Origin of the sequence: Nocardia sp. NPDC051570 (assembly GCF_044454005.1) — a bacterium.
GTDB lineage: Bacteria > Actinomycetota > Actinomycetes > Mycobacteriales > Mycobacteriaceae > Nocardia.
The window spans coordinates 23,255-41,323 of record NZ_JBITDI010000006.1 but is presented as its reverse complement, the minus strand read 5'-3'; the positions used below and the strand labels follow the sequence as shown (position 1 = coordinate 41,323).

The following is an 18,069-nucleotide window of genomic DNA, read 5'->3' as shown; positions in this document are numbered from 1 at the left end:
CGCTGGTCGGTTACGGGCGCAACGAATCCACAATGCCATGTAGCGGACCGTTCGGGCGCGGGCATATCCGCGCAATGCCCGCGACCGGCCCGTCGGTAGGCTGAGGCGTCGACGCCGGATCGAGGAGGACAGTTGAAGCACATCCATGCGGGCAAGGTTCGTGACCTGTACGAGGATGGTGATTCGCTGATCCTGGTGGCATCGGATCGGGTCTCGGTCTACGACGTGGTGCTGCCGACGCCGATCCCCGATAAGGGTGCGCTGCTCACCCAGCTGTCGAACTGGTGGTTCGACTACTTCGCCGATGTGCCCAACCACGTGCTGTCCACCACCGATGTGCCCGCCGAATTCGCCGGGCGTGCGCTGCGGGTGAAGCCGCTGAAGATGATTCAGGTCGAATGCATCGCTCGCGGCTACCTGTCCGGCTCGGGTCTGAAGGAGTATCAGCGGACCGGTTCGGTATCGGGCATCGCGCTGCCGCCGGGCCTGCGCGAGGGCGATAAGCTGCCCGAGCCGATCTTCACCCCGACCACCAAGGCGTCGGTGGGGCACGACGAGCCGATCACCTTCGACGATGTGGTCCGGCAGGAGGGCCGCGAGGTCGCCGAGCGGCTGCGCGAATCGACCCTCGACATCTACGCGCGCGGCGCGGCCTACGCGGCCGAGCGCGGCGTGATCATCGCCGACACCAAGCTCGAATTCGGTTGGGACGCAGGCGAGATCATCCTCGGCGACGAGGTGCTCACCAGCGACTCCTCGCGCTACTGGCCCGCGGACGACTGGGAGCCCGGCCGCGCGCAGCACTCGTTCGACAAGCAGTTCGTGCGCGACTGGTCCACCTCCACCGGCTGGGACAAGGAGCCGCCGGGCCCGGAGATTCCCGCCGATGTGGTCGCCGCGACCCGGCAGAAGTACAGGGAGGCCTACGAACTCGTCACCGGACGGAGCTGGAACCAGCCGGCGTCACAACGTGTGTGAGGTGTCCGCCAATCGCCCCGGATCAACCGGCTCCCCGGCGGAGATCAGCTCCTTGATCCGATCGGTCACATCCCAGACGTTGACATTCATGCCCGCCAGCACCCGGTTGTCCGAATCCAGCCAGAACGCCACGAATTCGCGCGCGTCCAGATCGCCGCGCACGACGACCGAGGCGTCCTGATCGGGTGCGACGTATCCGGTGTATTCCATGCCCAGGTCGTACTGATCGGTGAAGAAGTAGGGCAGCCGGTCGTAGGTGGCGGGCTTGCCGAGCATGGTCTGCGCGGCCACCGCGGGCTGGTTGAGCGCATTCGCCCAGTGCTCCACCCGGATTCGCCGGCCCAGCACCGGATGCTGCTGTTCGGCGATATCGCCGACGGCCACGATATCCGGGTCGCCGGTCGCGAGGCTCTCGTCCACCAGCACGCCGCCCTCGACCGCGAGTCCGGCGTCGGCGGCCGGTTCCACATTCGGGCGGGCGCCGATCGCCAGTAGCACCGCGTCGGCCGCGATCTCGGTGTCGTCCTCGAGCCGCACGCCGGTGGCCCGGCCGTCGGCGGTGAGGATCTCGGAGACCTTGACCCCGCAGCGCAGATCCACACCGTGCGAGCGATGCAGGTCGGCGAACACCTCGCCCATCCGCGTGCCGAGCGCGGCCCGCAGCGGCACCTGTTCGCTCTCCAGCACCGTCACCTCGACACCGGCGGCGCGGGCGGCGGCGGTCACCTCGAGTCCGATCCAACCGGCCCCGACCACCGCCAGTCGCCGGATCGAGCCGAACAGTGCGATCAGCGCGTCGGACTGCTCGATGGTGCGCAGCACGTGCACGCCCTCGGCGTCGGCGCCGGGCAGGGGGATCCGCCGCGGCCGGGAACCGGTCGCCAGCGCCAGCTTGTCGTAGCGCATCGTCGAACCATCGGGCAGCTCAACGGTTTTCGCGGCACGGTTGATCACCGATACGGTGGTGCCGAGCAGGACCTCCACATGATGGTCGCGATACCACTGCGCGGCGTGCACGGTGAAATCGGGCAGCGCCTTCTTACCGAGCAGATGTTCCTTCGACAGCGGCGGTCGTTCGTAGGGGAGGTGCTCCTCCTCGGTGATCAGGATGATCGACCCGTCGAAGTCGTTGTCGCGCAACGCCTGCGTCAGCTTGGCCGCGGCGAGCCCGCCGCCGACGACGATGAATCGGGTATCCGTGGTCATGATGTGAACCTCCGTGCGACGGCAACCGGGTCCCTTCCGACCCTACGTCGGGTGCCCGGCGCGCTCGGGAACATCCGCAAGATTTCGTCGTTGACCACAGATGACGGTGGCGAGTGCTACCACACCCCTATCTGCCCGAGAGGACGTCGACGTGAGCGACAACAACACCGGCACCAAGGATCGCGTGGACTTCTGGTTCGACCCGCTGTGTCCGTGGTGCTGGATCACCTCCCGCTGGATCCTGGAGGTCGAGAAGGTGCGCGATATCGAGACCAGATTCCACGTGATGAGCCTGTCGGTGCTCAACGAGGATCGCGAGGATCTGTCGGAGCAGTATCGGGAAATGCTGGCGACGGGCTTCGCGCCGGTGCGGGTGGCGATCGCCGCCGCGCAGGAGCACGGCGATAAGGTGCTGCCCGCGCTGTACACCGCGATGGGCACCCGCCTGCACAACCGCCGCGCCGACTACGACCGCGAGGACCGTGCCGAATCGCTGCGCGTGATCATCGCCGAATCACTGGCCGAGGTCGGCCTGCCCGCCGAACTGGCGAAGGCGGCCGAGAGCACCGACTTCGACGATGCGCTGCGCGCGAGCCATCATGCCGGGATGGACAAGGTGGGCAAGGATGTCGGCACCCCGACCATCCACATCAACGATGTCGCCTTCTTCGGTCCGGTGCTCTCGCGCATTCCGCGCGGGGAGGAGGCGGGCAAGCTGTGGGACGGCGCCGTCGCCCTCGCCTCCTATCCGCACTTCTTCGAACTCAAGCGGACCCGCACCGAGGATCCGCAGTTCGACTGAGCTGTCGAACTCCGGAGACCCGCACCGAGGATGCCGGTTATACCGACGGTTTACTGCGGCGGGTTCGGGGGCAGTCCGGGGATCTCCCCGTACTGTCCCGGCGGCGGATAGCCCGGATACTGTTGCGGCGCGGGCGGATTCGGGCGCAGGAACAGCCGGCCGTGGCGGCTGCGGTCGCGCAGCGCCCACATCCGCCAGGTCAGCACCGGATGGCTGGAGATGGCGTTGATCACCCAGACGAAGAAGCCGCGCTCCCGGGCCGCGCGGTCGGCCATCTCGTCGAAGCCGACCAGCGAGTTGAGGTACTTGCCCGCCGCGAGTGTCCGCATCGCGCCGGATGCGCCGACGGGTCGATTGCAGAAGCCGTGATTGTCGGCGGTGTACTCCTGCGCGCGGATCAGCGCATCGCCGAGTACCGGCAGGAACGGCACCAGGAACATGCCCAGCTGCCGCCAATAGGAGACGTGTCCGGCGGCGATGTGGCCGACCTCGTGACCGATGATGAAGGCCAGCGCGTCCGGATCGCGGGCGGCGCCGCCGATTTCGAACAGATCGCTGTAGATGACGACGTAGCGCCGGAAGCCGTGGCCGGAGGCGAAGGCGTTGATCTGGCCGTTGCCGGTCACCACATAGGCGTCGGGCACCGTGGCCATGCCGAATCGGCCCGCCGCCTCCACCACCATCCGATAGCCCTCGGGGAATTGGGTGGGTGACATCCGCACGCCGTTGACCCGCTGCGTGGAGTAGTTCACGCCGCGGCCGAACCACAGCAGCAACGGCGCGGTGATCAACAGGATCACGTACTGGTCGAAGTAGCCCATCAGCAGCAGGCCGATGCCGAACGCATAGGCCAGCACGGTCGCGATGACCACGACCACCAGCAGCGGGATCTCCCAGCTGTGCCGCGCGGGCATGCCCCACGGCGACAGGCCGCGGGTGAGCTGATGCGGCGGAATCTGCGGCGGCGCATAGGAACCCTGCGGGGCCCAGCCGGGCGGCCCGACCCGCGGATCCCAGCCGGACATTCCGGTCACGGGATTCCAGCCGGGCGGCCCCGGTTGTGCGGCGGTTCGGGCCCACGGATCGTCGGACTGCATGAGGTGAACTCTAATGATGTCGCGGCCCGTTATCCCGAAGCGAACCGCCTCCCGGACGCCTGACAGAATCTGGAGCCATGCGCGTATACCTGGGTGCCGATCATGCCGGTTTCGAACTGAAGAACCACGTCAAAGACCATCTGAAGCAGGCCGGTCACGAGGTGATCGACTGTGGCGCCCACGAATACGACGCCGTCGACGACTACCCGGCGTTCTGTATCGATGCCGCCCGCCGCGTCGTCGCCGACCCGGGCAGCCTGGGCATCGTCTTCGGCGGCAGCGGCAACGGCGAGCAGATCGCGGCCAACAAGGTGCCCGGCGCCCGCTGCGCGCTGGCCTGGAGCGTGGAGACCGCCCAGCTGGCCCGCCAGCACAACAACGCGCAGTTGATGGGCATCGGCGGCCGCATGCACCCGCTGGAGCAGGCCCTGGCCATCATCGACGCCTTCATCGCCACCCCGTGGTCGGAGGAGCCCCGCCACCAGCGCCGCATCGATATCATCGCCGCCTACGAAACGACCGGCGAACCCCCCGCGCTCCCCGCCAACTGACGAATCCCGAACCCCCGCACCCTCTCCGACCCTCCGCACCCCTTGTGGCCGCCCGCAAGGGGTGCGACGTGCGGGAAGGGGTGCGGCGTTCGGGGGAGAGGGGTGCTGGTGCCTGAGGGGCATACGTTGCATCGGCTGGCGAAGGCGCACGGGGAGCGCTTCGGCGGGGGAGTCGTGCGGGTGACCAGTCCGCAGGGGCGGTTTGCCGAGGGGGCGGCGCTGGTGGATGGGCGGGTGCTGGTGCGGGCCGAGGCCTGGGGGAAGCATCTGCTGCATCATTACGATTCCGGGCTGGTCGTGCATGTGCATCTGGGGCTGTATGGGACCTTCACCGAATCGCCCGCGCCGCTGGGTGATCCGGTGGGGCAGGTGCGGATGCGGATGATCGGGGCGGGGCGCGCGGACGGGGCGCTGTACGGGACCGATCTGCGCGGGCCGACCGCCTGTGAGGTACTGCACGAACCCGAGGTCGCGGCGCTCACCGCGCGGCTGGGGCCGGATCCGTTGCGCCGCGACGCCGAACCCGATCGGGCGTGGCAGCGCATCAGCCGGTCCGCCCGTCCGATCGGCGCGCTGCTGATGGATCAGTCGGTGATCGCCGGGGTGGGCAACGTCTATCGCGCGGAACTGCTGTTCCGGCACGGCATCTCACCGCAGCGGTCGGGGCGCGCGCTGAGCACCGCCGAATGGGACGAACTGTGGGCCGATCTGGTCGAGCTGCTGCGCCTGGGGGTCCGGCGCGGCAAGATCGTGGTGATGCGCCCCGAACATGATCGAGGCGCACCGTCCTATGCCGAGGGCAAACCGCGTACCTACGTGTACCGGCGAGCCGGTGAGGACTGCCGCATCTGCGGCGGCACCGTCGTGCGTTCGGTGCTCGAGGGGCGAAACCTGTTCTGGTGCCCGGCCTGTCAGCCGAGCTGACGGCTCAGAAGTCGCCGTCGAAACCGCCGCCCCCATCGAAGCCGCCGTCGAACCCACCACCATCGAAACCGCCGCCGTCGTATCCGCCGCCGAAATCGCCGCTGTCGTAGGCGCCCTGCTGGTCGAACCCGCCGCCGTCGTAACCGCCCTGTCCGGCGTCGTAGCCCTCGCCGTATCCGCCCTCGAATCCGGTCGCGCCGTAGGCGACTCCCGACATGCCGCTGAACAGTGCGTCGAACAGCAGCACCGAACCGACACCCCACGCGCCCGCGACGAGCGCCGTCTTCCACCACGGCTCGGAGTACCACCCGGCCGGGACCGGACGGCCCGCCACGCGGCCGCCGGGATAGTAGTTGGGGGTTTGCGACGAGGGCGAGGGGGAGGCCTCGATGGACCGCCCGTCGTAATCGATGGTCCGCGCCTCGGTCACCGAACCGGCCGTGCGCTGGCCGTCGAGCTCCGGCACCGCCGGACCCGGATCCAGACCCATCGCCGCGCGGGCCGCGCGAATGTAGTAGAGCCCCTCGAGCGCGGTCTCCTTGGCCAGGCGAGCCTGAGCGACCGTAGTGGCCTGCTCGATCTGCGAACCGGCCGCGTTCAACCGCTCACCGGCATCGGCCAGGGCCTGTTTGGAGGCGGCCTCGGTACCGGTCAGGTTGTAGACCTGACCGCCGAGCCGTTCGATGAGCCGGCGCGCGTCGGCCTTGGCATCGGCGAGCTGCGCGGCCTCACGATTACGCGTGGATCGGCCGGAGACGATCACCCCCGCGAAGACGATCAGCACGACAACCAGAAGAATCAGCAAGAGCGACACATTGATCAGCGTACCGGTCATCGGATAACCGGACGATTGCGACTTATCCGGCGACGGCCGCGGGATAGATCGGCCGGGTGGGTGCGAAGCCGTCCGCCTCGGCCTCACCGTCGACCTCCGACAGCGCGAATCTCCGCTTCCCGGCCGTCTTCGCCGAATACATCGCGCGGTCGGCGTTGCGCAGCAGATCGGAGAAGTCGCACGTGCGCTCGGCCGGGCAGAACGCCGTGCCCACACTCGCCGACACCGGCACCGGACCGGCCGCGGTGGGCACCGGATCCTGCAGGGCCGCAAGCACCCGCACGGCCACCTCGCCGAGCGTACTGCGCCGGGCGGGCAGGGCGAGCACGAATTCGTCACCGCCGTAACGGCATACGACCGTTTCGTCCGGACAGGTCGAGCGCAGCCGCCGCGAGATCTCGACCAGCACCTCGTCGCCCACGGCATGTCCGAAGCCGTCGTTGATCTGCTTGAAGTCGTCCACGTCGATCAGCAACAGCCCGACCCCCCGCGATCGGTCGGTGGCCATGAGCCGCACCCGCTCCTGCAGCAGCGAGCGGTTCGCGAGATCGGTCAGCGCGTCGTGGGTGGCCTCGTGGCGCAGCTGATGCTGCAGGGCCGCGATCTCCTGCACGCGCACCGAAACCGCCTCGGACAGACTGCGTTCCTGCTGGGCCAGCGCCCGCTGTTGCAGCGCCTCGGCATAGCTGTCGATGGCCTGGCTGGCCACGAACGGCCACCGGGTCGCCACCAGCGAACCCGGTTCGCCCGGTGCGAATCCCAGCAGCGCCCGGGTGGCCGGGGCGAGCATGCGGGTCCGGTCGAACGGCGTCTCCGCGAGGCGCCGGCCGATCGCGCGGGCCGCGGGGACCGGGAACGGTTCGGACCCGGCCAGATCCAGCAGCTCATCGATGATGGCGGCGAACACCTGCTCCAGATGTTCGGGCGGGACCGTCAGGCCGCTGCCTGTGTAGACGGCGCGCACCCAGTCCCGGGTGGTCGCGGCGATCGCCGCGACGGTCTGTGTATCCGGTTCGGCGGGCATCGGCGCTCACCCCGCGCAGACGTCGTCTGAGCCGGCGCCTTTGCCGGTCACACCCTCCGGGTCGTGCCCACTGCTATGCGGTCCTGTACACCATCGGCGCACGCTCACCGCCCCCTTTCCAGATACCCCCGTCCGGCGAAAAGGATCCTAGCAAGCCACCCGACACGGAAACGCGATGTTTTGCAACGCGTTCCGATGTCTCGCGAATGGCGATCGGCAATGAGATCGATTGCCTACCTGAGGTGTTACACCACATGCGGTGTGTCGACCATTGGCGTGTTCGCGTGTCGCCACCGACGCGCCGATAACAGGGCCGTGTCCAGCCCGATTAGCGTTCGGGAAGCGAGGTTCGGTACAGTCTCAGACGCAGACGGCATCGGGGCGATCCCATCGGTGGCGGATGCTTGCGGGCGTAGTTCAATGGTAGAACCTCAGCCTTCCAAGCTGATGGTGCGGGTTCGATTCCCGTCGCCCGCTCTGGTGGTTTTTTGAGCACCTTCGGGGTGTAGCGCAGCTTGGTAGCGCTTCCGCTTTGGGAGCGGAAGGTCGCAGGTTCAAATCCTGTCACCCCGACCAGTTTTCACTCTCTACCAGCCACGACAGCCCCAAGGGGCTGGGCGTCGGCTCTCGCTTCTCGTCTCCGTATTCCACTGCACCACCGAGTGTATGGGTGGTCCTTCTGCCCTTCGCGCGTCAGTCCGCCAACGTGGTTGCGCGGGGGCGGTGGTGTGGGCTGTGGTGCGGGTTGAACTCCTTCCGGATTCTGTGGTGTTGGAGCGCCTTTCGCCCCGCCCCCAACGTACCGAGAACGGCATAGGGGCGGAGCGGGCACTCCCGAGGATCAGAGGTCGAGGTCGAGGTCTCCGATCGCCTCCGCGAACGGCACGGTGTCACCGTCGCGGTCGACGATCGAGAGGCGGTCCTCCAGATCCTCGATCCGGTCGAGTAGGGCTTCGTAACGCTCGAACGACATGAGCACTCCTTCGGGCTTGGAGTTGGTGAGGATGATGACGTCTTGCCCGGCCTGCGCGACGCCCAGGTGAGTCGACAACGACTTGCGCGCCTCGCTGACCGAGACCATGTGCGATTTCACGCGCACGCGGCGGGGGCGGGCGACGGAGCCAGGCCGGCGAGGTACCTCAGCTGCCGAGGCGGTCTCGTCTTCGTTCTTCATGGTCACTGTGTTCCCTTTCCCCCCGCCGTTCGTGCGACGGGGGCTCTGTGGGCGGCCTGGGCCGCTACTTTTTGTAGACGCTGCCTCGGGTGCCGACCTTGGTCACGGTCACGACGCGAATTCCGTCGTCGATCAGGTAGACCACTCGGTAGCCGCCGACTCGGAGGCGGTAGCCGGGGGTGTCGGTGAGTTTGGTGCAGCCGCTCGGCCGTGGGTCGAATCCGAGCATCATGATCGCGGCGGCGACGGCTGCGCGCTGGTTGCGCGGCTGGATTTCGGCCAGCTCCTTCAGTGCCTTCTTTTCGATCGTGACGTCGTACTCGTCCGGGTGGGCGGACTGGGTCATGGATGGTCCCTTTCGTTTTCGGGGTGGCGGCCCCGTGTGATCCGTACGCCCATGACCGTACCCTGTTGTGTACCGAATTTGGTATTAAATTTTGTACGTCAATACGTGATGATGGACACATGTGGATACTATCCTCCCTGGTTGCACCGTACATACCTGATATGTAATGATTGTGTTGTCGCCGAAAACGGCGACATTCACACCGGGGGCCGCCACCCCCGAACCATCCACCAGGAGGGCCAAATGGCCGATCGTTTCACCATCACCCGCACCACCAACGGCGTCGCGGACATCCGCCACACCGTGCACGGGTACGGCGCGGCGGCAGACATGGTCGCCGGATTGCGCGGCGCGGATATGGCGATGTTCAACCGCCGCCCCGAGCACATCGGGTACGCCATCCGCCCCGTCAAGTAACGACCCCCGCCCCGTTGCGCTGTACATACCCAGTATGTGCGGCGCGCGGGGCCGACCCCGGCCCGTACCGGCCGGGGGTCACCCGAGCGACCCGACAGGAGCCCGAAGTGGCCACCGTGAACATCGACCCGACCCTGCGCGTGTGGACGGCCTACGCGGCCGACAGCGGCGAAATCCAGCTCGGAACAGCGTCGGACTACACCGTCGAGGCGGTCCCATTCGACAAACTCCGCATCGGAGACATGGTCGCAGTCATGTGGGGGGAGATGGGCGTGTACCTGGCCCTGGTCACGTCCCACCACGGCGATTACGCCATCGCCGACGACCGCAACTGGGACGACCTTGACCTGATGCCCGCGACAGATGGCAGCCCCGAGTGGCGCTTCATCCGACGGACGGCCGTGACCAGCATCACCGACTGACGGCACAGTCCCCGGTTGCATCGTGCATACGCGGTATGTACATTGATCATGTACGACGCACCGGGGCCGCCACCCCAGCCAAGTACCAACCATCCACCCGAGCGCGACCGCCGCCACGGCCGCGCCCCGCGAAAGGAACCACCATGACGCAGGCCCATGCCACCAAGCAGGACATGCTCGACAAGGTCCGCAAGCTCCTGACCAAGGCCGAGAATGTCGCAGGAACCCCCGAGGCAGATGTCCTCAACGCCAAGGCATTCCAGCTGATCGCCAAATACGGCATCGACGAGACCGCCGCCCGCGAGCGCAGTGGCGAAGGCCCCGCTCCTATCGGGATCGCACGGTTCACGATCAGCGGCCAGTACCAACGCGAACAGTCGTTCCTCCTCCACATCCTGTCCCGCGCGTTGCACTGCAAACCGCTGATGCTGGACGGTAACGACAGCCATGTCGTGTACGGCACCGCCGGGCACATCGAGCGGCTACGCGTCCTGTTCGCCACACTGATGCCGCAGATGCTCGCCGGAGCCTCCCGCGTCCGCCCCCACTACGGAGCACGGACCGGCGTCAAGGCATACCGCATGTCCTGGATGCGCGGCTTCTACGCCGAAGTCGGTTCCCGCATGACAGACGCCGAGGGCACCGCAGCAGCGGAATCCGAGCCCGGTACCGCCCTGGTGTTGATGGACGATGCCAAGCGTGCCGAGGCCGCGATGCAAGCCGACCACGGCGGCCAGATTCGCGACGTCAAGTCACGCTCACGCCACGACAGCAGCGCCGCCGCCGCTGGCGCCGCTGCCGGACAGCGCGTGAACCTCGGACAGACCGGCGTCGGTGGACGCCGCGCGATCGGCCGATAACCCACCACCAGCACCACCCAGGCCGGGCCTGCACGTCAGGCCCGGCCACCCATCACGGGGCCGCCACCCCGAATCCGAGAGGAACCACACCATGAACGCGTTCGCGCCCACCCCCGAGCAACTGCACATCCACCACCTGTTCCAGACCGGCCAGCCGATCCGCGTCCGCGCCGGAGCAGGCACCGGCAAGACCACCACGCTCACCCAGCTCGCCGAGATCGTCCGGACGCAAGGGCGTGCCGGCCTGTACGTCGCGTTCAACAAGTCCATCGCCGAGGAGGCGAAAGCCAAGTTCCCCGACTGCATCTCCGCGTCGACCGCTCACTCCCTCGCCTACCGGAACATCGCGAACACCCGTCACGCTCCTCTGCTGGGCCGGATGCGGCGGGGCGCGCGGATTCCGATCGGTGAGACCGGCAAGCGGCTCAAGGTCGACCGGTTCCTCGCGTACGTCGGCGGCGAGACCATCACGCTGACCGCGTACGAGGTCACCCGGCACGCGCTGGCGGCCGTCGACCGGTTCTGCAAGAGCGCGGACCCAGAGCTGACCAAGCGGCACATCGCCCGTATCCCCGGCCTGGACGACCGGGACGCACACGGCCAGCTCGTCGAGTTCGTCTACCCAGTCGCGCAAGCCATCTGGGCCGATCTCCAGAATCCATACGGCAAAGCCGTCGCGTTCGGGCACTCCCATTACCTGAAGCTGTTCGCCCTGGAACGGCCGAAGGTCGGGTCGGACGGCGGTGTGATCTTCCTCGACGAGGCACAGGACACGAGCCCGGTGCTCGCGGGCATCATCGACGATCAGACGCACCTGCAGTTGGTTGCGGTCGGCGACCAGGCCCAGAGTATTTATGGATTCAGTGGGGCAACCGACTACATGACGCAGGTCAGCGAAGCTGTTGAAGGACGCCTCACGCAGTCGTGGCGGTTCGGCCAGGCCGTCGCCGACGCAGCCAATAGCCTGCTCGCCCGCCTCGGCGACGATCTCCGGCTGACCGGCAATCCCGGCCGCGCGAGCGTCGTCGACCATGGCGCGACCGGCCTGCGCGTCACCTTGGCCCGCACCAATGCCACCGCCATCGAGCACGTCATGGCCGCGCAGACAGCAGGCAAGCGTGTGCACCTGATGAGCGAGAACCGGTACTCGGTGCAGTTCTGCGAGGACGCCGACCTTCTGATGGACGAGCGCCGTCCCACGTGGAAGAAGCCGCGGCTGGCAGACCTCGCCGCGTTCCGCAGCTGGGAGCAGGTCGTAGCGCACGCCCAGGACTCGGCCGACTCGGCGGACTGGAAAGTGCTCGTTGCGCTGATCGAGAAGCACGGGACACTGAAGGTCCGAACGGCGCTCGGCGGCGTGGTCTCGGAGAGCGAAGCCGACCTGGTCGTTGCGACCGCTCACAAGTCCAAGGGCCGCGAGTGGCCCAGCGTCCATCTGGCCGACGACCTCGCGGCGGGCGTCGACCAGGCCGCCGAAGCGGTCCGCCAGTCCGAAGCGTGGATCGCCGACAACGGGCGACTGCGGCTCGACCTCGAAGGTAACGAGGTCGCCAAGCATGTGCACGAGTGGCGGGTGCGCCGCTCCAATGACGGCCAGACCCCAGAGGAGGCGTTGCGGCGTAGTCAGAAGCGGCTCAAGGACGAGTTGATGCTGTCGTACGTCGCTGCGACCCGCGCTCAGAACCTCCTCAACCCCGGCGGCCTGATCGTTGCCACCGGCGCGATGAATGGAGCCGCAGCGTGATCATCTACAGTCCGAGTCGGCCGCGTACAGTCGCGGTATGTACCGACGAGAGGGCTTCATGGATGAGCGCGACCGATCCTGATACCTGGTGGACTGCGCAGCAGTGCGCCGACTACATCGGCGTGAAGCTGCGCACCTGGCATGGGTACACGAAGCGGCCGACCAAGAGTCACCCAGCGCCGCAACCGATCAGGAAGGTTGGCAGTACTCCGCTCTGGGACAGCGAAGAGGTCATCGCGTGGCACGCCACCCGGCCCGGAGATCCGATCAACACGTAGAGCTGGCCGCCACCAGCGTCCCGAAAGGAACCACCCTAGATGTTTTCCGCTGCCCGGACAGCTGTCGCAGGAACCATCGTCATCGTCGCCCTGTCGTCGGTGTTGTCGTTCTCCGCGCTCAGCGATGTCGCCCGCCGATCCGGCGTCTCGATCCCAGTCCTGTGGCCCCTCATCGTTGACGGATTGATCCTTGTCGCCACGTTCGCCGTCGTCGCCGTCCAGGGATCGCGGTACGCGTGGACGATGCTCGGGTCCGGCGCGGCCGTGTCGATCGCTGGGAACATCCTCGACGCGGTCATGCCAGAAGGGCAGATGCCGCACCAGATCGCCGCTGTCGTCGCAGCAGTGCCGCCCGTCGCCCTCGTCGCCGTGACGCACCTGACCGTCCATCTCGCACGTCATGCGTCAGCGACGCGTCATGCCGCGTCACCGACAGACGAAGCCGTCCAATGGGAGCCTGCCGAACCGCTGGCGCCGCTGGAGTACGAGCCCGCGGAGCAGTGGCCGGCTGGGTACGCCAGCGCGTCGAGCGTCGCTCCCTGGTACGGATACGACGCACCACGCGACGCGTGCACCTACAGCGATGACGCGGAGGCCGTAGCGCCTGCGCCGATGCCGGAGCCGCCCGCGCCGCCGGTCGAGCCGCGCAGCGCCGAGCCCGATACGGACGAGATCCCGGCTCTGGTCGACCCGACGCGCGAGCCGCGTGACGTCGCAGAGGATTTGATGCGCGACACGGACCTGTCGAACTACGCCATTGCCGAGCGCGTCGGAGTCTCGGAGGCGACCGTGCGTCGCTGGAGGAAAGCCCTGCTCATCGGTGGTGTCGCATCGCGTCAGTGAGGATGACCCGCCCCTGAAACGACGAAACACCCCCAGCCCGAGATGAATCAGGCTGGGGTGTCGCGTTTCAGGACTTCTTCTGTTGGATCTTCCCGGAGAACGAGTCCGGTAGCTTGGCTTCGAACCGGTCGAGCGCCGGGGAGTTGTACTGCTGCTGGAACAGCGGGTAGTTGCCAGTGAGCGCGATCTTGAACGCCCGGTGCGCGGTGTCCATCTTCGATTCGTTGGCCGAGTCCGGCCATGAGGTGAGCACAGCCTGAGTATCGAGGCGGACCACCGAGAATGTGCGGCCCACTGCCCGGAACTCAAGGTCGACGTCGATCGGGTAGGTCCCCTCCGGGCCGCGTGCGGCCTGCGTTCCGTCGATCATGGTCATGATCCGGACCTTGCCTCCCGTGAAGACCGCCCAGACACCGTCGTTGGTCGAGGCATCATCTGTGCAGCGCAGCGCGACGATCGTTTCGTTGTTGTTGGCCAATGCGTACGGAGTGGGCGCGGTGAGTCGGAACCGGACTGCAGCGTCGTCCTGCGGAGCGACGACGTCCGTAGGGCGGTACCAGTAAGCAACCTTGCTCGTCGTTCCCGTCGCGGCAAGTACCGCATGGCCGTTGACTACTCGGGCCTTCACACCAGATATGTACGTCCAGGCCGGACCGAGCGAATCCGGATACACGGTGTTGAACTCATCGACGAAGTTGAACGGTGGGACGCTGTTGAAGACCTTCTTCCAGGCCGAGCCGTTCCACACCCAAGCTTCCATCGCTTTCTGCCCGCTGGGGCTCAGCGCCTTGATCTTTTGCGAGCCGACATAGAGGGGCATGGGTTACTCCGGGATGCAGTACAGGACCCCGGCGATTGGGGAGCTTGGAAGCGATGCGACAACCTGTACGACTGCCTTGCCGTCGAGAGCGGCCTGAAGTCCGGTCACATCGGCGATGGCGTGCGTGTGTGCCTTCGGCGCGCGGATGTCGGAGAGCCGCGGATCGTTGCCTTGCGTCACCGTTCCAGCGGTCGATCCGAACAGTGACGCAACCGCTGTCGCGACGCGTGCGTCAGTGAGGTAGCGGTTCGTCGAGCCCTCGGGCACTGCGTCAGTGGATCCCGGCGACGGGGAGATCTCGGTGTAGGAGCTTCCGCCCCAGCGGTAGACCTTGTTCGAGTCGATGGCGATGTAGATCTTGCCGGGCTCGCCCGTGCTGGGGAACACAGCGGTGCTGGCGAATTCGAGTACGTCATCGACGTAGGACGGCAGCTGCGTCGCGGGTACCTTGCCGGATGCGTCGAGCGCGGCGTACCCGTTCGCGGCACCCTTCTTCGCTGCCAGCTCGCGGGCGTTGATCGCGTCGCTGATCGCACCCGATAACGCAAGCTTGGCCTGCGACAGTGCGCCATCGGCGATGTGGGAGTTGGTGACGCCGTTCGCTGCGATTGACAGCGTGCGGTCGGCGCTGAGGTCGCCGCCGCCCGTCAGACCGCCGACTGCGGTCACGGTACGGCTGGAGGATACGCCGCCAGCGCTCGCCGCGTCCTGTGCCGACTTCGCTGCGTCGGCCGCAGACTTGGCCGCGTCGATCGCCTTGCCTGACGCGACGTCGCGCGCCGCCACTGCGACGTCACGCGCGGCAACGGCATCGGTCTTCGCCGTCTCTACGGCTGCCCGATCGGCAGCGGCGCCAGCGGCATTTGTGGCCGCCGCGCCTGCTTTCTGCGATGCGGTGTCGCGTGACGCGTCAGCCGCGACGCGGGCTGCAACTGCGTCGTCGCGTGCTGCGGCGGTCACGTCGCGTGCTGCGACGGTGGTCGCCTTGTCGGCGGCAACTTGGGCTGCGTCCTTGGAGATGTCGCGGACGCCGTCGGCCGCGCGGACCGCTTCGTCGCGGGCAGTGCGGGCAGCGTTCGCGGCCTGCCAGGCTTCGGAGACGACTGCCGGGGGCTGCTCGTCGTACTGGCCGAACAGTGGCGAGAGCCGGACCGGAGTAGCCGATTGCGGGATGACGATGTCGCGCGGGCGCGTCCAGCCGCCGACCCGCAGCATCACCTTGGCCGGTCCGGCATCGAGGTCGGGGGTAGTGAGGTTTCCGGCGACGATGGCGACCACGACGCGGTTCGGCGTGGTCACGCCTTCGCCGTCGATGTCCTGGCTCAGCGTCGGCCGCCATATCTCGCAGATGCCTTCGACTGGCCCGTCTCCCAGGTCACTGAAATGGTCGAACAGGACGGTCACCGGGGACCTCCTTACTACGTCGTGATGGATCGTGGATTGCACTCGGGTGCTTATGGCGTCCAGGTCGGGTCGTCGGCTTTCACAGCGGCGATCAGATCCGACAGGTAGCAGTCGGTGCCGTTGAAGTTGCTGCCGAAGACGACGGCCTGATCGGAGGTCGGCCCGCCGCTGTGGGTGAACAGCAGACCGACGACTGCGAGCGCTTTCACCAGGCCGGTGACATGGGCCTTGGTGTTGGTGGCGGTCTGCGCCTCCGAGGCGGGGCCGCCGGGCTGGTAGCTGGGGTCGTCGGCTTTGATCGCGGCGTACAGCGCGGCGACGGCCTGATTGATGCAGCCGGATCCGCTGGTGCCGTACGCGTCCCACTTCGCCTTCGCAGTGGCGAACTGGTTTGCTCTGGTCAGGAACGCCTTGGTGTTGGCGAGTTGGTCGGTCATCGTTGACTCCTGTGAAGCGGGCGGGCGGCTAGCCGAGGACGAACCAGGGGATCCAGTCGCCGGACTTGATGTTCGCGGCGGTGATGAAGTCCGGGATGCTGTCGCAGTCCTTGACGTAGCCGTAGATGTTGCGTGGGTACACCCCGTTGGGCTGTGCAGGCTGGCTCTGCCGCACGCACGCCAGTGGCCGGTTCGATGTGCCTGGCCTCGGGGAGATTTGGAGAACGCCGACGGCGAAGATGTCGCCTTGCTTGGCGGTGATGGTCGGGAGTGTGAGCCGGAACTGTGTACCGGCGGTAGCGATTTGGCCCTTGACGTCGCCGCTGTCCCAGATCTTCGACAGGTTGCCGTTACCGGGGTCCATCTTGAATACCGCGACCGCGAATGCTTGCGGGTCGAAGCCCCAGCCGCCTCGGCCGGTGATCATGCCTACCGTGCTGTAGGTGCGGTCGCGTGTCGCTCGGATGAATCCGAGCTCGAGGACTCGGGTCGCGGGCAGGTAGTCCGGCGATCTGTCTTCGGAGCCGACAGCGGGTGCGTTGTATCCGCCGGATACCGAGGTCCACATCACTAGCTGCGACAGCGGGAACGTCGGGTCGTCGACTGGGTTGATGTTCTGCCACAGCGGGATATTGGTCGGAATGTCGCTGAAGTTGGGCTTACCGTTCGCGGTCGTCTGCGCGTAGGTCGCGACGCCCTGGGCGTTGCGGGCGGCTTCCTTCGCCTCGCTGGCGTCGGCCTGGGTAGTGGCGAGATTGCCCATGCCCGAGCGGGCTACGAAGCTGGCCAGGCCCCACGAGTAGTTGGGGATGATGCCCTGGAAACGGGTTTCGGAGGAGAATCCGACGGTGCGGTGCGCGGGGTCGACCGGGTAGCCGGAAGTGTCGGTGTGCTCAATCACGCTGGTGCGGTTGACGATCACTCGATACGTGGTGCCTTCGGCGACCAGTTCGACCGTGTCGGATTCCTGCACGCCCTTGGCGTAGGTCTTCCAGTCGGTGAATTTCCAAGTGTTGCCGCTGCGGGTGCCGCGCCCGAGTTGGATCGAACGCTTCCAGATGTTGGTGTAGACGAACTCGGTGAGGTCGGCGTTGGCGCGGATGAAAAGCGCTGTGGGGCAGCCGTCCATCACTCCGGCGGGATTGACGATCGAGGCGACCGAGTGATTGTCGTCGCTCATCAGCTGCGGGCAGATGGCGTAGCGGATGCCGGTCGAGAAGCCGTGATTGTCCAGGCGGGCGGCGAAGTCGATGATGCCGAGGCCCTGCCCGGTGCCGCCTTGAATCCAGCCGTTTCCCAGCATGTTCGACTCTTTGCGGTTGAAGTTGTCGACGTAGGACGCGCCGGTGGCGAGGCGAGATTCGAGCTGGGCGATGGCAGAGCCGTGCGCGGAGGTGATTCCGAACAGGCTCTTGAGGAATGTGTCGACGAAGCCGCCGAAGATCGGCATGACTTCCGGCGGCGGGATGAGACGCTTCACAGGGGGACCTCGTCGGCGATGAGTTGCGGTGGCGGGGGCGCGGATTCGCTGCCGGGCTGTGTGCGTACCCAGGCGAGCAGAGTGCGGATGTAGTCGACGGCGAGGCGGTAGCGGGCGCGGAGTGCGTCGATGACGCTGTGCAGTTCGCGGACCTCTTTGCGGAGGGTGTCGACGTCGTCGCGGAGCGGTTTGACGATGGACTCGAAGTCCGCGCGCTGCGCGTCGAGCAGGATCTTCAGCCGCTCGCCGTCGAGGCGCTGGCGCTCGATGTCGTCGTCGGCGCTGGCGTTGCGGGCATCCACCTTGGTTTTGAGCCGGGCGGCGTGCCAGACGCCGAATGCGCCTGCGAGAACGCCTACCAGCGTGAGGATGTCGTTGATGTAGGGGGCGATGGTACTCACCCGGCCTCCATGGGCGGGAACGGCGG

The 18,069-nt window shown here is 67.1% G+C and carries 21 protein-coding genes and 2 tRNA genes; 12 read left to right on the top strand and 11 right to left on the bottom strand.

Translation table 11 applies throughout. The features are described 5' to 3' along the window. The first annotated feature begins 132 nt into the window (after positions 1–132). Positions 133–978 (top strand): phosphoribosylaminoimidazolesuccinocarboxamide synthase, encoded by an 846-nt coding sequence (locus tag ACIA76_RS16435; RefSeq protein WP_397152641.1) that lies wholly within the window; start codon positions 133–135, stop codon positions 976–978. Here the strand turns inward: ACIA76_RS16435 and ACIA76_RS16430 are convergent. Beyond that, entirely contained in the window at positions 964–2,184 is a 1,221-nt protein-coding gene (locus tag ACIA76_RS16430) for an NAD(P)/FAD-dependent oxidoreductase (protein WP_397152640.1), read from the bottom strand. The two genes, ACIA76_RS16435 and ACIA76_RS16430, sit on opposite strands and share 15 nt — an antisense overlap. A gap of 151 nt (positions 2,185–2,335) precedes the next feature. Here ACIA76_RS16430 and ACIA76_RS16425 point away from each other — a divergent pair, with 151 nt between their 5' ends. Continuing rightward, a complete protein-coding gene (locus tag ACIA76_RS16425) occupies positions 2,336–2,986 on the top strand; it encodes a DsbA family protein (RefSeq protein WP_397152639.1) in 651 nt (216 codons plus the stop codon). A gap of 50 nt (positions 2,987–3,036) precedes the next feature. On the opposite strand, the gene ACIA76_RS16420 is transcribed toward ACIA76_RS16425, so the two are convergent. Further along, complete coding sequence (locus tag ACIA76_RS16420; RefSeq protein WP_397152638.1) at positions 3,037–4,083, bottom strand: M48 family metallopeptidase; 1,047 nt, start codon at positions 4,081–4,083, stop codon at positions 3,037–3,039. Positions 4,084–4,160: 77 nt separating this feature from the next. On the opposite strand from ACIA76_RS16420, the gene ACIA76_RS16415 reads away from it, so the two are divergent. Together ACIA76_RS16415 and ACIA76_RS16410 are read left to right on the top strand one after the other, a co-directional pair. Beyond that, the gene (locus tag ACIA76_RS16415) at positions 4,161–4,634 is read left to right on the top strand and encodes a ribose-5-phosphate isomerase (protein WP_397152637.1); all 474 of its coding nucleotides are present in this window, start codon (positions 4,161–4,163) and stop codon (positions 4,632–4,634) included. Positions 4,635–4,742: 108 nt separating this feature from the next. Next, entirely contained in the window at positions 4,743–5,558 is an 816-nt protein-coding gene (locus ACIA76_RS16410; RefSeq protein WP_397153055.1) for an Fpg/Nei family DNA glycosylase, read from the top strand. Positions 5,559–5,562: 4 nt separating this feature from the next. Here the strand turns inward: ACIA76_RS16410 and ACIA76_RS16405 are convergent, their stop codons facing one another. Continuing rightward, positions 5,563–6,393, bottom strand: a complete 831-nt coding sequence (locus tag ACIA76_RS16405; protein ID WP_397152636.1) for a DUF1542 domain-containing protein — start codon at positions 6,391–6,393, stop codon at positions 5,563–5,565. A gap of 22 nt (positions 6,394–6,415) precedes the next feature. Continuing rightward, complete coding sequence (locus ACIA76_RS16400; RefSeq protein ID WP_397152635.1) at positions 6,416–7,417, bottom strand: diguanylate cyclase domain-containing protein; 1,002 nt, start codon at positions 7,415–7,417, stop codon at positions 6,416–6,418. Positions 7,418–7,823: 406 nt separating this feature from the next. Here ACIA76_RS16400 and ACIA76_RS16395 point away from each other — a divergent pair. Together ACIA76_RS16395 and ACIA76_RS16390 are read left to right on the top strand one after the other, a co-directional pair. Then, positions 7,824–7,894, top strand: a tRNA-Gly gene (locus tag ACIA76_RS16395). A 22-nt stretch (positions 7,895–7,916) separates the two neighbouring features. Next, positions 7,917–7,993, top strand: a tRNA-Pro gene (locus ACIA76_RS16390). Between the two features lie 265 nt (positions 7,994–8,258). Here ACIA76_RS16390 and ACIA76_RS16385 read toward each other — a convergent pair. Together ACIA76_RS16385 and ACIA76_RS16380 are read right to left on the bottom strand one after the other, a co-directional pair. Continuing rightward, positions 8,259–8,591: a type II toxin-antitoxin system Phd/YefM family antitoxin gene (locus tag ACIA76_RS16385; RefSeq protein WP_397152634.1), complete on the bottom strand. Its 333-nt coding sequence runs from the start codon at positions 8,589–8,591 to the stop codon at positions 8,259–8,261. A 64-nt stretch (positions 8,592–8,655) separates the two neighbouring features. Beyond that, positions 8,656–8,937 carry a type II toxin-antitoxin system RelE/ParE family toxin gene (locus tag ACIA76_RS16380; protein ID WP_397152633.1) on the bottom strand — a complete coding sequence of 94 codons (282 nt, stop codon included), beginning with the start codon at positions 8,935–8,937 and terminating at the stop codon, positions 8,656–8,658. Positions 8,938–9,180: 243 nt separating this feature from the next. Here ACIA76_RS16380 and ACIA76_RS16375 point away from each other — a divergent pair, with 243 nt between their 5' ends. From ACIA76_RS16375 to ACIA76_RS16350, 6 genes are all read left to right on the top strand, one after another. Further along, entirely contained in the window at positions 9,181–9,354 is a 174-nt protein-coding gene (locus tag ACIA76_RS16375; RefSeq protein WP_397152632.1) for a hypothetical protein, read from the top strand. Positions 9,355–9,461: 107 nt separating this feature from the next. After that, positions 9,462–9,776 carry a hypothetical protein gene (locus ACIA76_RS16370; RefSeq protein WP_397152631.1) on the top strand — a complete coding sequence of 105 codons (315 nt, stop codon included), beginning with the start codon at positions 9,462–9,464 and terminating at the stop codon, positions 9,774–9,776. Between the two features lie 143 nt (positions 9,777–9,919). Continuing rightward, entirely contained in the window at positions 9,920–10,636 is a 717-nt protein-coding gene (locus ACIA76_RS16365) for a DUF2786 domain-containing protein (RefSeq protein ID WP_397152630.1), read from the top strand. Between the two features lie 91 nt (positions 10,637–10,727). Then, positions 10,728–12,380 carry a UvrD-helicase domain-containing protein gene (locus tag ACIA76_RS16360; protein WP_397152629.1) on the top strand — a complete coding sequence of 551 codons (1,653 nt, stop codon included), beginning with the start codon at positions 10,728–10,730 and terminating at the stop codon, positions 12,378–12,380. A 62-nt stretch (positions 12,381–12,442) separates the two neighbouring features. Next, positions 12,443–12,658 (top strand): helix-turn-helix transcriptional regulator, encoded by a 216-nt coding sequence (locus ACIA76_RS16355; RefSeq protein ID WP_397152628.1) that lies wholly within the window; start codon positions 12,443–12,445, stop codon positions 12,656–12,658. Positions 12,659–12,697: 39 nt separating this feature from the next. Continuing rightward, positions 12,698–13,501: a helix-turn-helix domain-containing protein gene (locus ACIA76_RS16350; protein ID WP_397152627.1), complete on the top strand. Its 804-nt coding sequence runs from the start codon at positions 12,698–12,700 to the stop codon at positions 13,499–13,501. Between the two features lie 67 nt (positions 13,502–13,568). Here ACIA76_RS16350 and ACIA76_RS16345 read toward each other — a convergent pair whose 3' ends face one another. From ACIA76_RS16345 to ACIA76_RS16325, 5 genes are read right to left on the bottom strand one after another with little or no spacing between them, the layout of a single operon-like run. Then, positions 13,569–14,321 carry a hypothetical protein gene (locus ACIA76_RS16345; RefSeq protein WP_397152626.1) on the bottom strand — a complete coding sequence of 251 codons (753 nt, stop codon included), beginning with the start codon at positions 14,319–14,321 and terminating at the stop codon, positions 13,569–13,571. A 3-nt stretch (positions 14,322–14,324) separates the two neighbouring features. Further along, positions 14,325–15,725, bottom strand: coding sequence for a hypothetical protein (locus ACIA76_RS16340; RefSeq protein WP_397152625.1), 1,401 nt, complete (start codon positions 15,723–15,725; stop codon positions 14,325–14,327). Between the two features lie 50 nt (positions 15,726–15,775). Beyond that, positions 15,776–16,162 carry a hypothetical protein gene (locus ACIA76_RS16335; RefSeq protein WP_397152624.1) on the bottom strand — a complete coding sequence of 129 codons (387 nt, stop codon included), beginning with the start codon at positions 16,160–16,162 and terminating at the stop codon, positions 15,776–15,778. A 28-nt stretch (positions 16,163–16,190) separates the two neighbouring features. Then, the gene (locus ACIA76_RS16330) at positions 16,191–17,642 is read right to left on the bottom strand and encodes a hypothetical protein (RefSeq protein WP_397152623.1); all 1,452 of its coding nucleotides are present in this window, start codon (positions 17,640–17,642) and stop codon (positions 16,191–16,193) included. Further along, positions 17,639–18,043, bottom strand: a complete 405-nt coding sequence (locus ACIA76_RS16325; protein ID WP_397152622.1) for a hypothetical protein — start codon at positions 18,041–18,043, stop codon at positions 17,639–17,641. The genes ACIA76_RS16330 and ACIA76_RS16325 overlap by 4 nt, the downstream gene beginning before the upstream one ends. Between the last annotated feature and the right edge of the window lie 26 nt (positions 18,044–18,069).

Coding starts and splice junctions, on each gene's coding strand:
- ACIA76_RS16430 (WP_397152640.1), bottom strand. CDS start 2,184: ATGACCACGGATACCCGATTCATCGTCGTCGGCGGCGGGCTCGCCGCG.
- ACIA76_RS16420 (WP_397152638.1), bottom strand. CDS start 4,083: ATGCAGTCCGACGATCCGTGGGCCCGAACCGCCGCACAACCGGGGCCG.
- ACIA76_RS16415 (WP_397152637.1), top strand. CDS start 4,161: ATGCGCGTATACCTGGGTGCCGATCATGCCGGTTTCGAACTGAAGAAC.
- ACIA76_RS16405 (WP_397152636.1), bottom strand. CDS start 6,393: ATGACCGGTACGCTGATCAATGTGTCGCTCTTGCTGATTCTTCTGGTT.
- ACIA76_RS16400 (WP_397152635.1), bottom strand. CDS start 7,417: ATGCCCGCCGAACCGGATACACAGACCGTCGCGGCGATCGCCGCGACC.
- ACIA76_RS16385 (WP_397152634.1), bottom strand. CDS start 8,591: ATGAAGAACGAAGACGAGACCGCCTCGGCAGCTGAGGTACCTCGCCGG.
- ACIA76_RS16380 (WP_397152633.1), bottom strand. CDS start 8,937: ATGACCCAGTCCGCCCACCCGGACGAGTACGACGTCACGATCGAAAAG.
- ACIA76_RS16375 (WP_397152632.1), top strand. CDS start 9,181: ATGGCCGATCGTTTCACCATCACCCGCACCACCAACGGCGTCGCGGAC.
- ACIA76_RS16365 (WP_397152630.1), top strand. CDS start 9,920: ATGACGCAGGCCCATGCCACCAAGCAGGACATGCTCGACAAGGTCCGC.
- ACIA76_RS16360 (WP_397152629.1), top strand. CDS start 10,728: ATGAACGCGTTCGCGCCCACCCCCGAGCAACTGCACATCCACCACCTG.
- ACIA76_RS16355 (WP_397152628.1), top strand. CDS start 12,443: ATGAGCGCGACCGATCCTGATACCTGGTGGACTGCGCAGCAGTGCGCC.
- ACIA76_RS16350 (WP_397152627.1), top strand. CDS start 12,698: ATGTTTTCCGCTGCCCGGACAGCTGTCGCAGGAACCATCGTCATCGTC.
- ACIA76_RS16345 (WP_397152626.1), bottom strand. CDS start 14,321: ATGCCCCTCTATGTCGGCTCGCAAAAGATCAAGGCGCTGAGCCCCAGC.
- ACIA76_RS16335 (WP_397152624.1), bottom strand. CDS start 16,162: ATGACCGACCAACTCGCCAACACCAAGGCGTTCCTGACCAGAGCAAAC.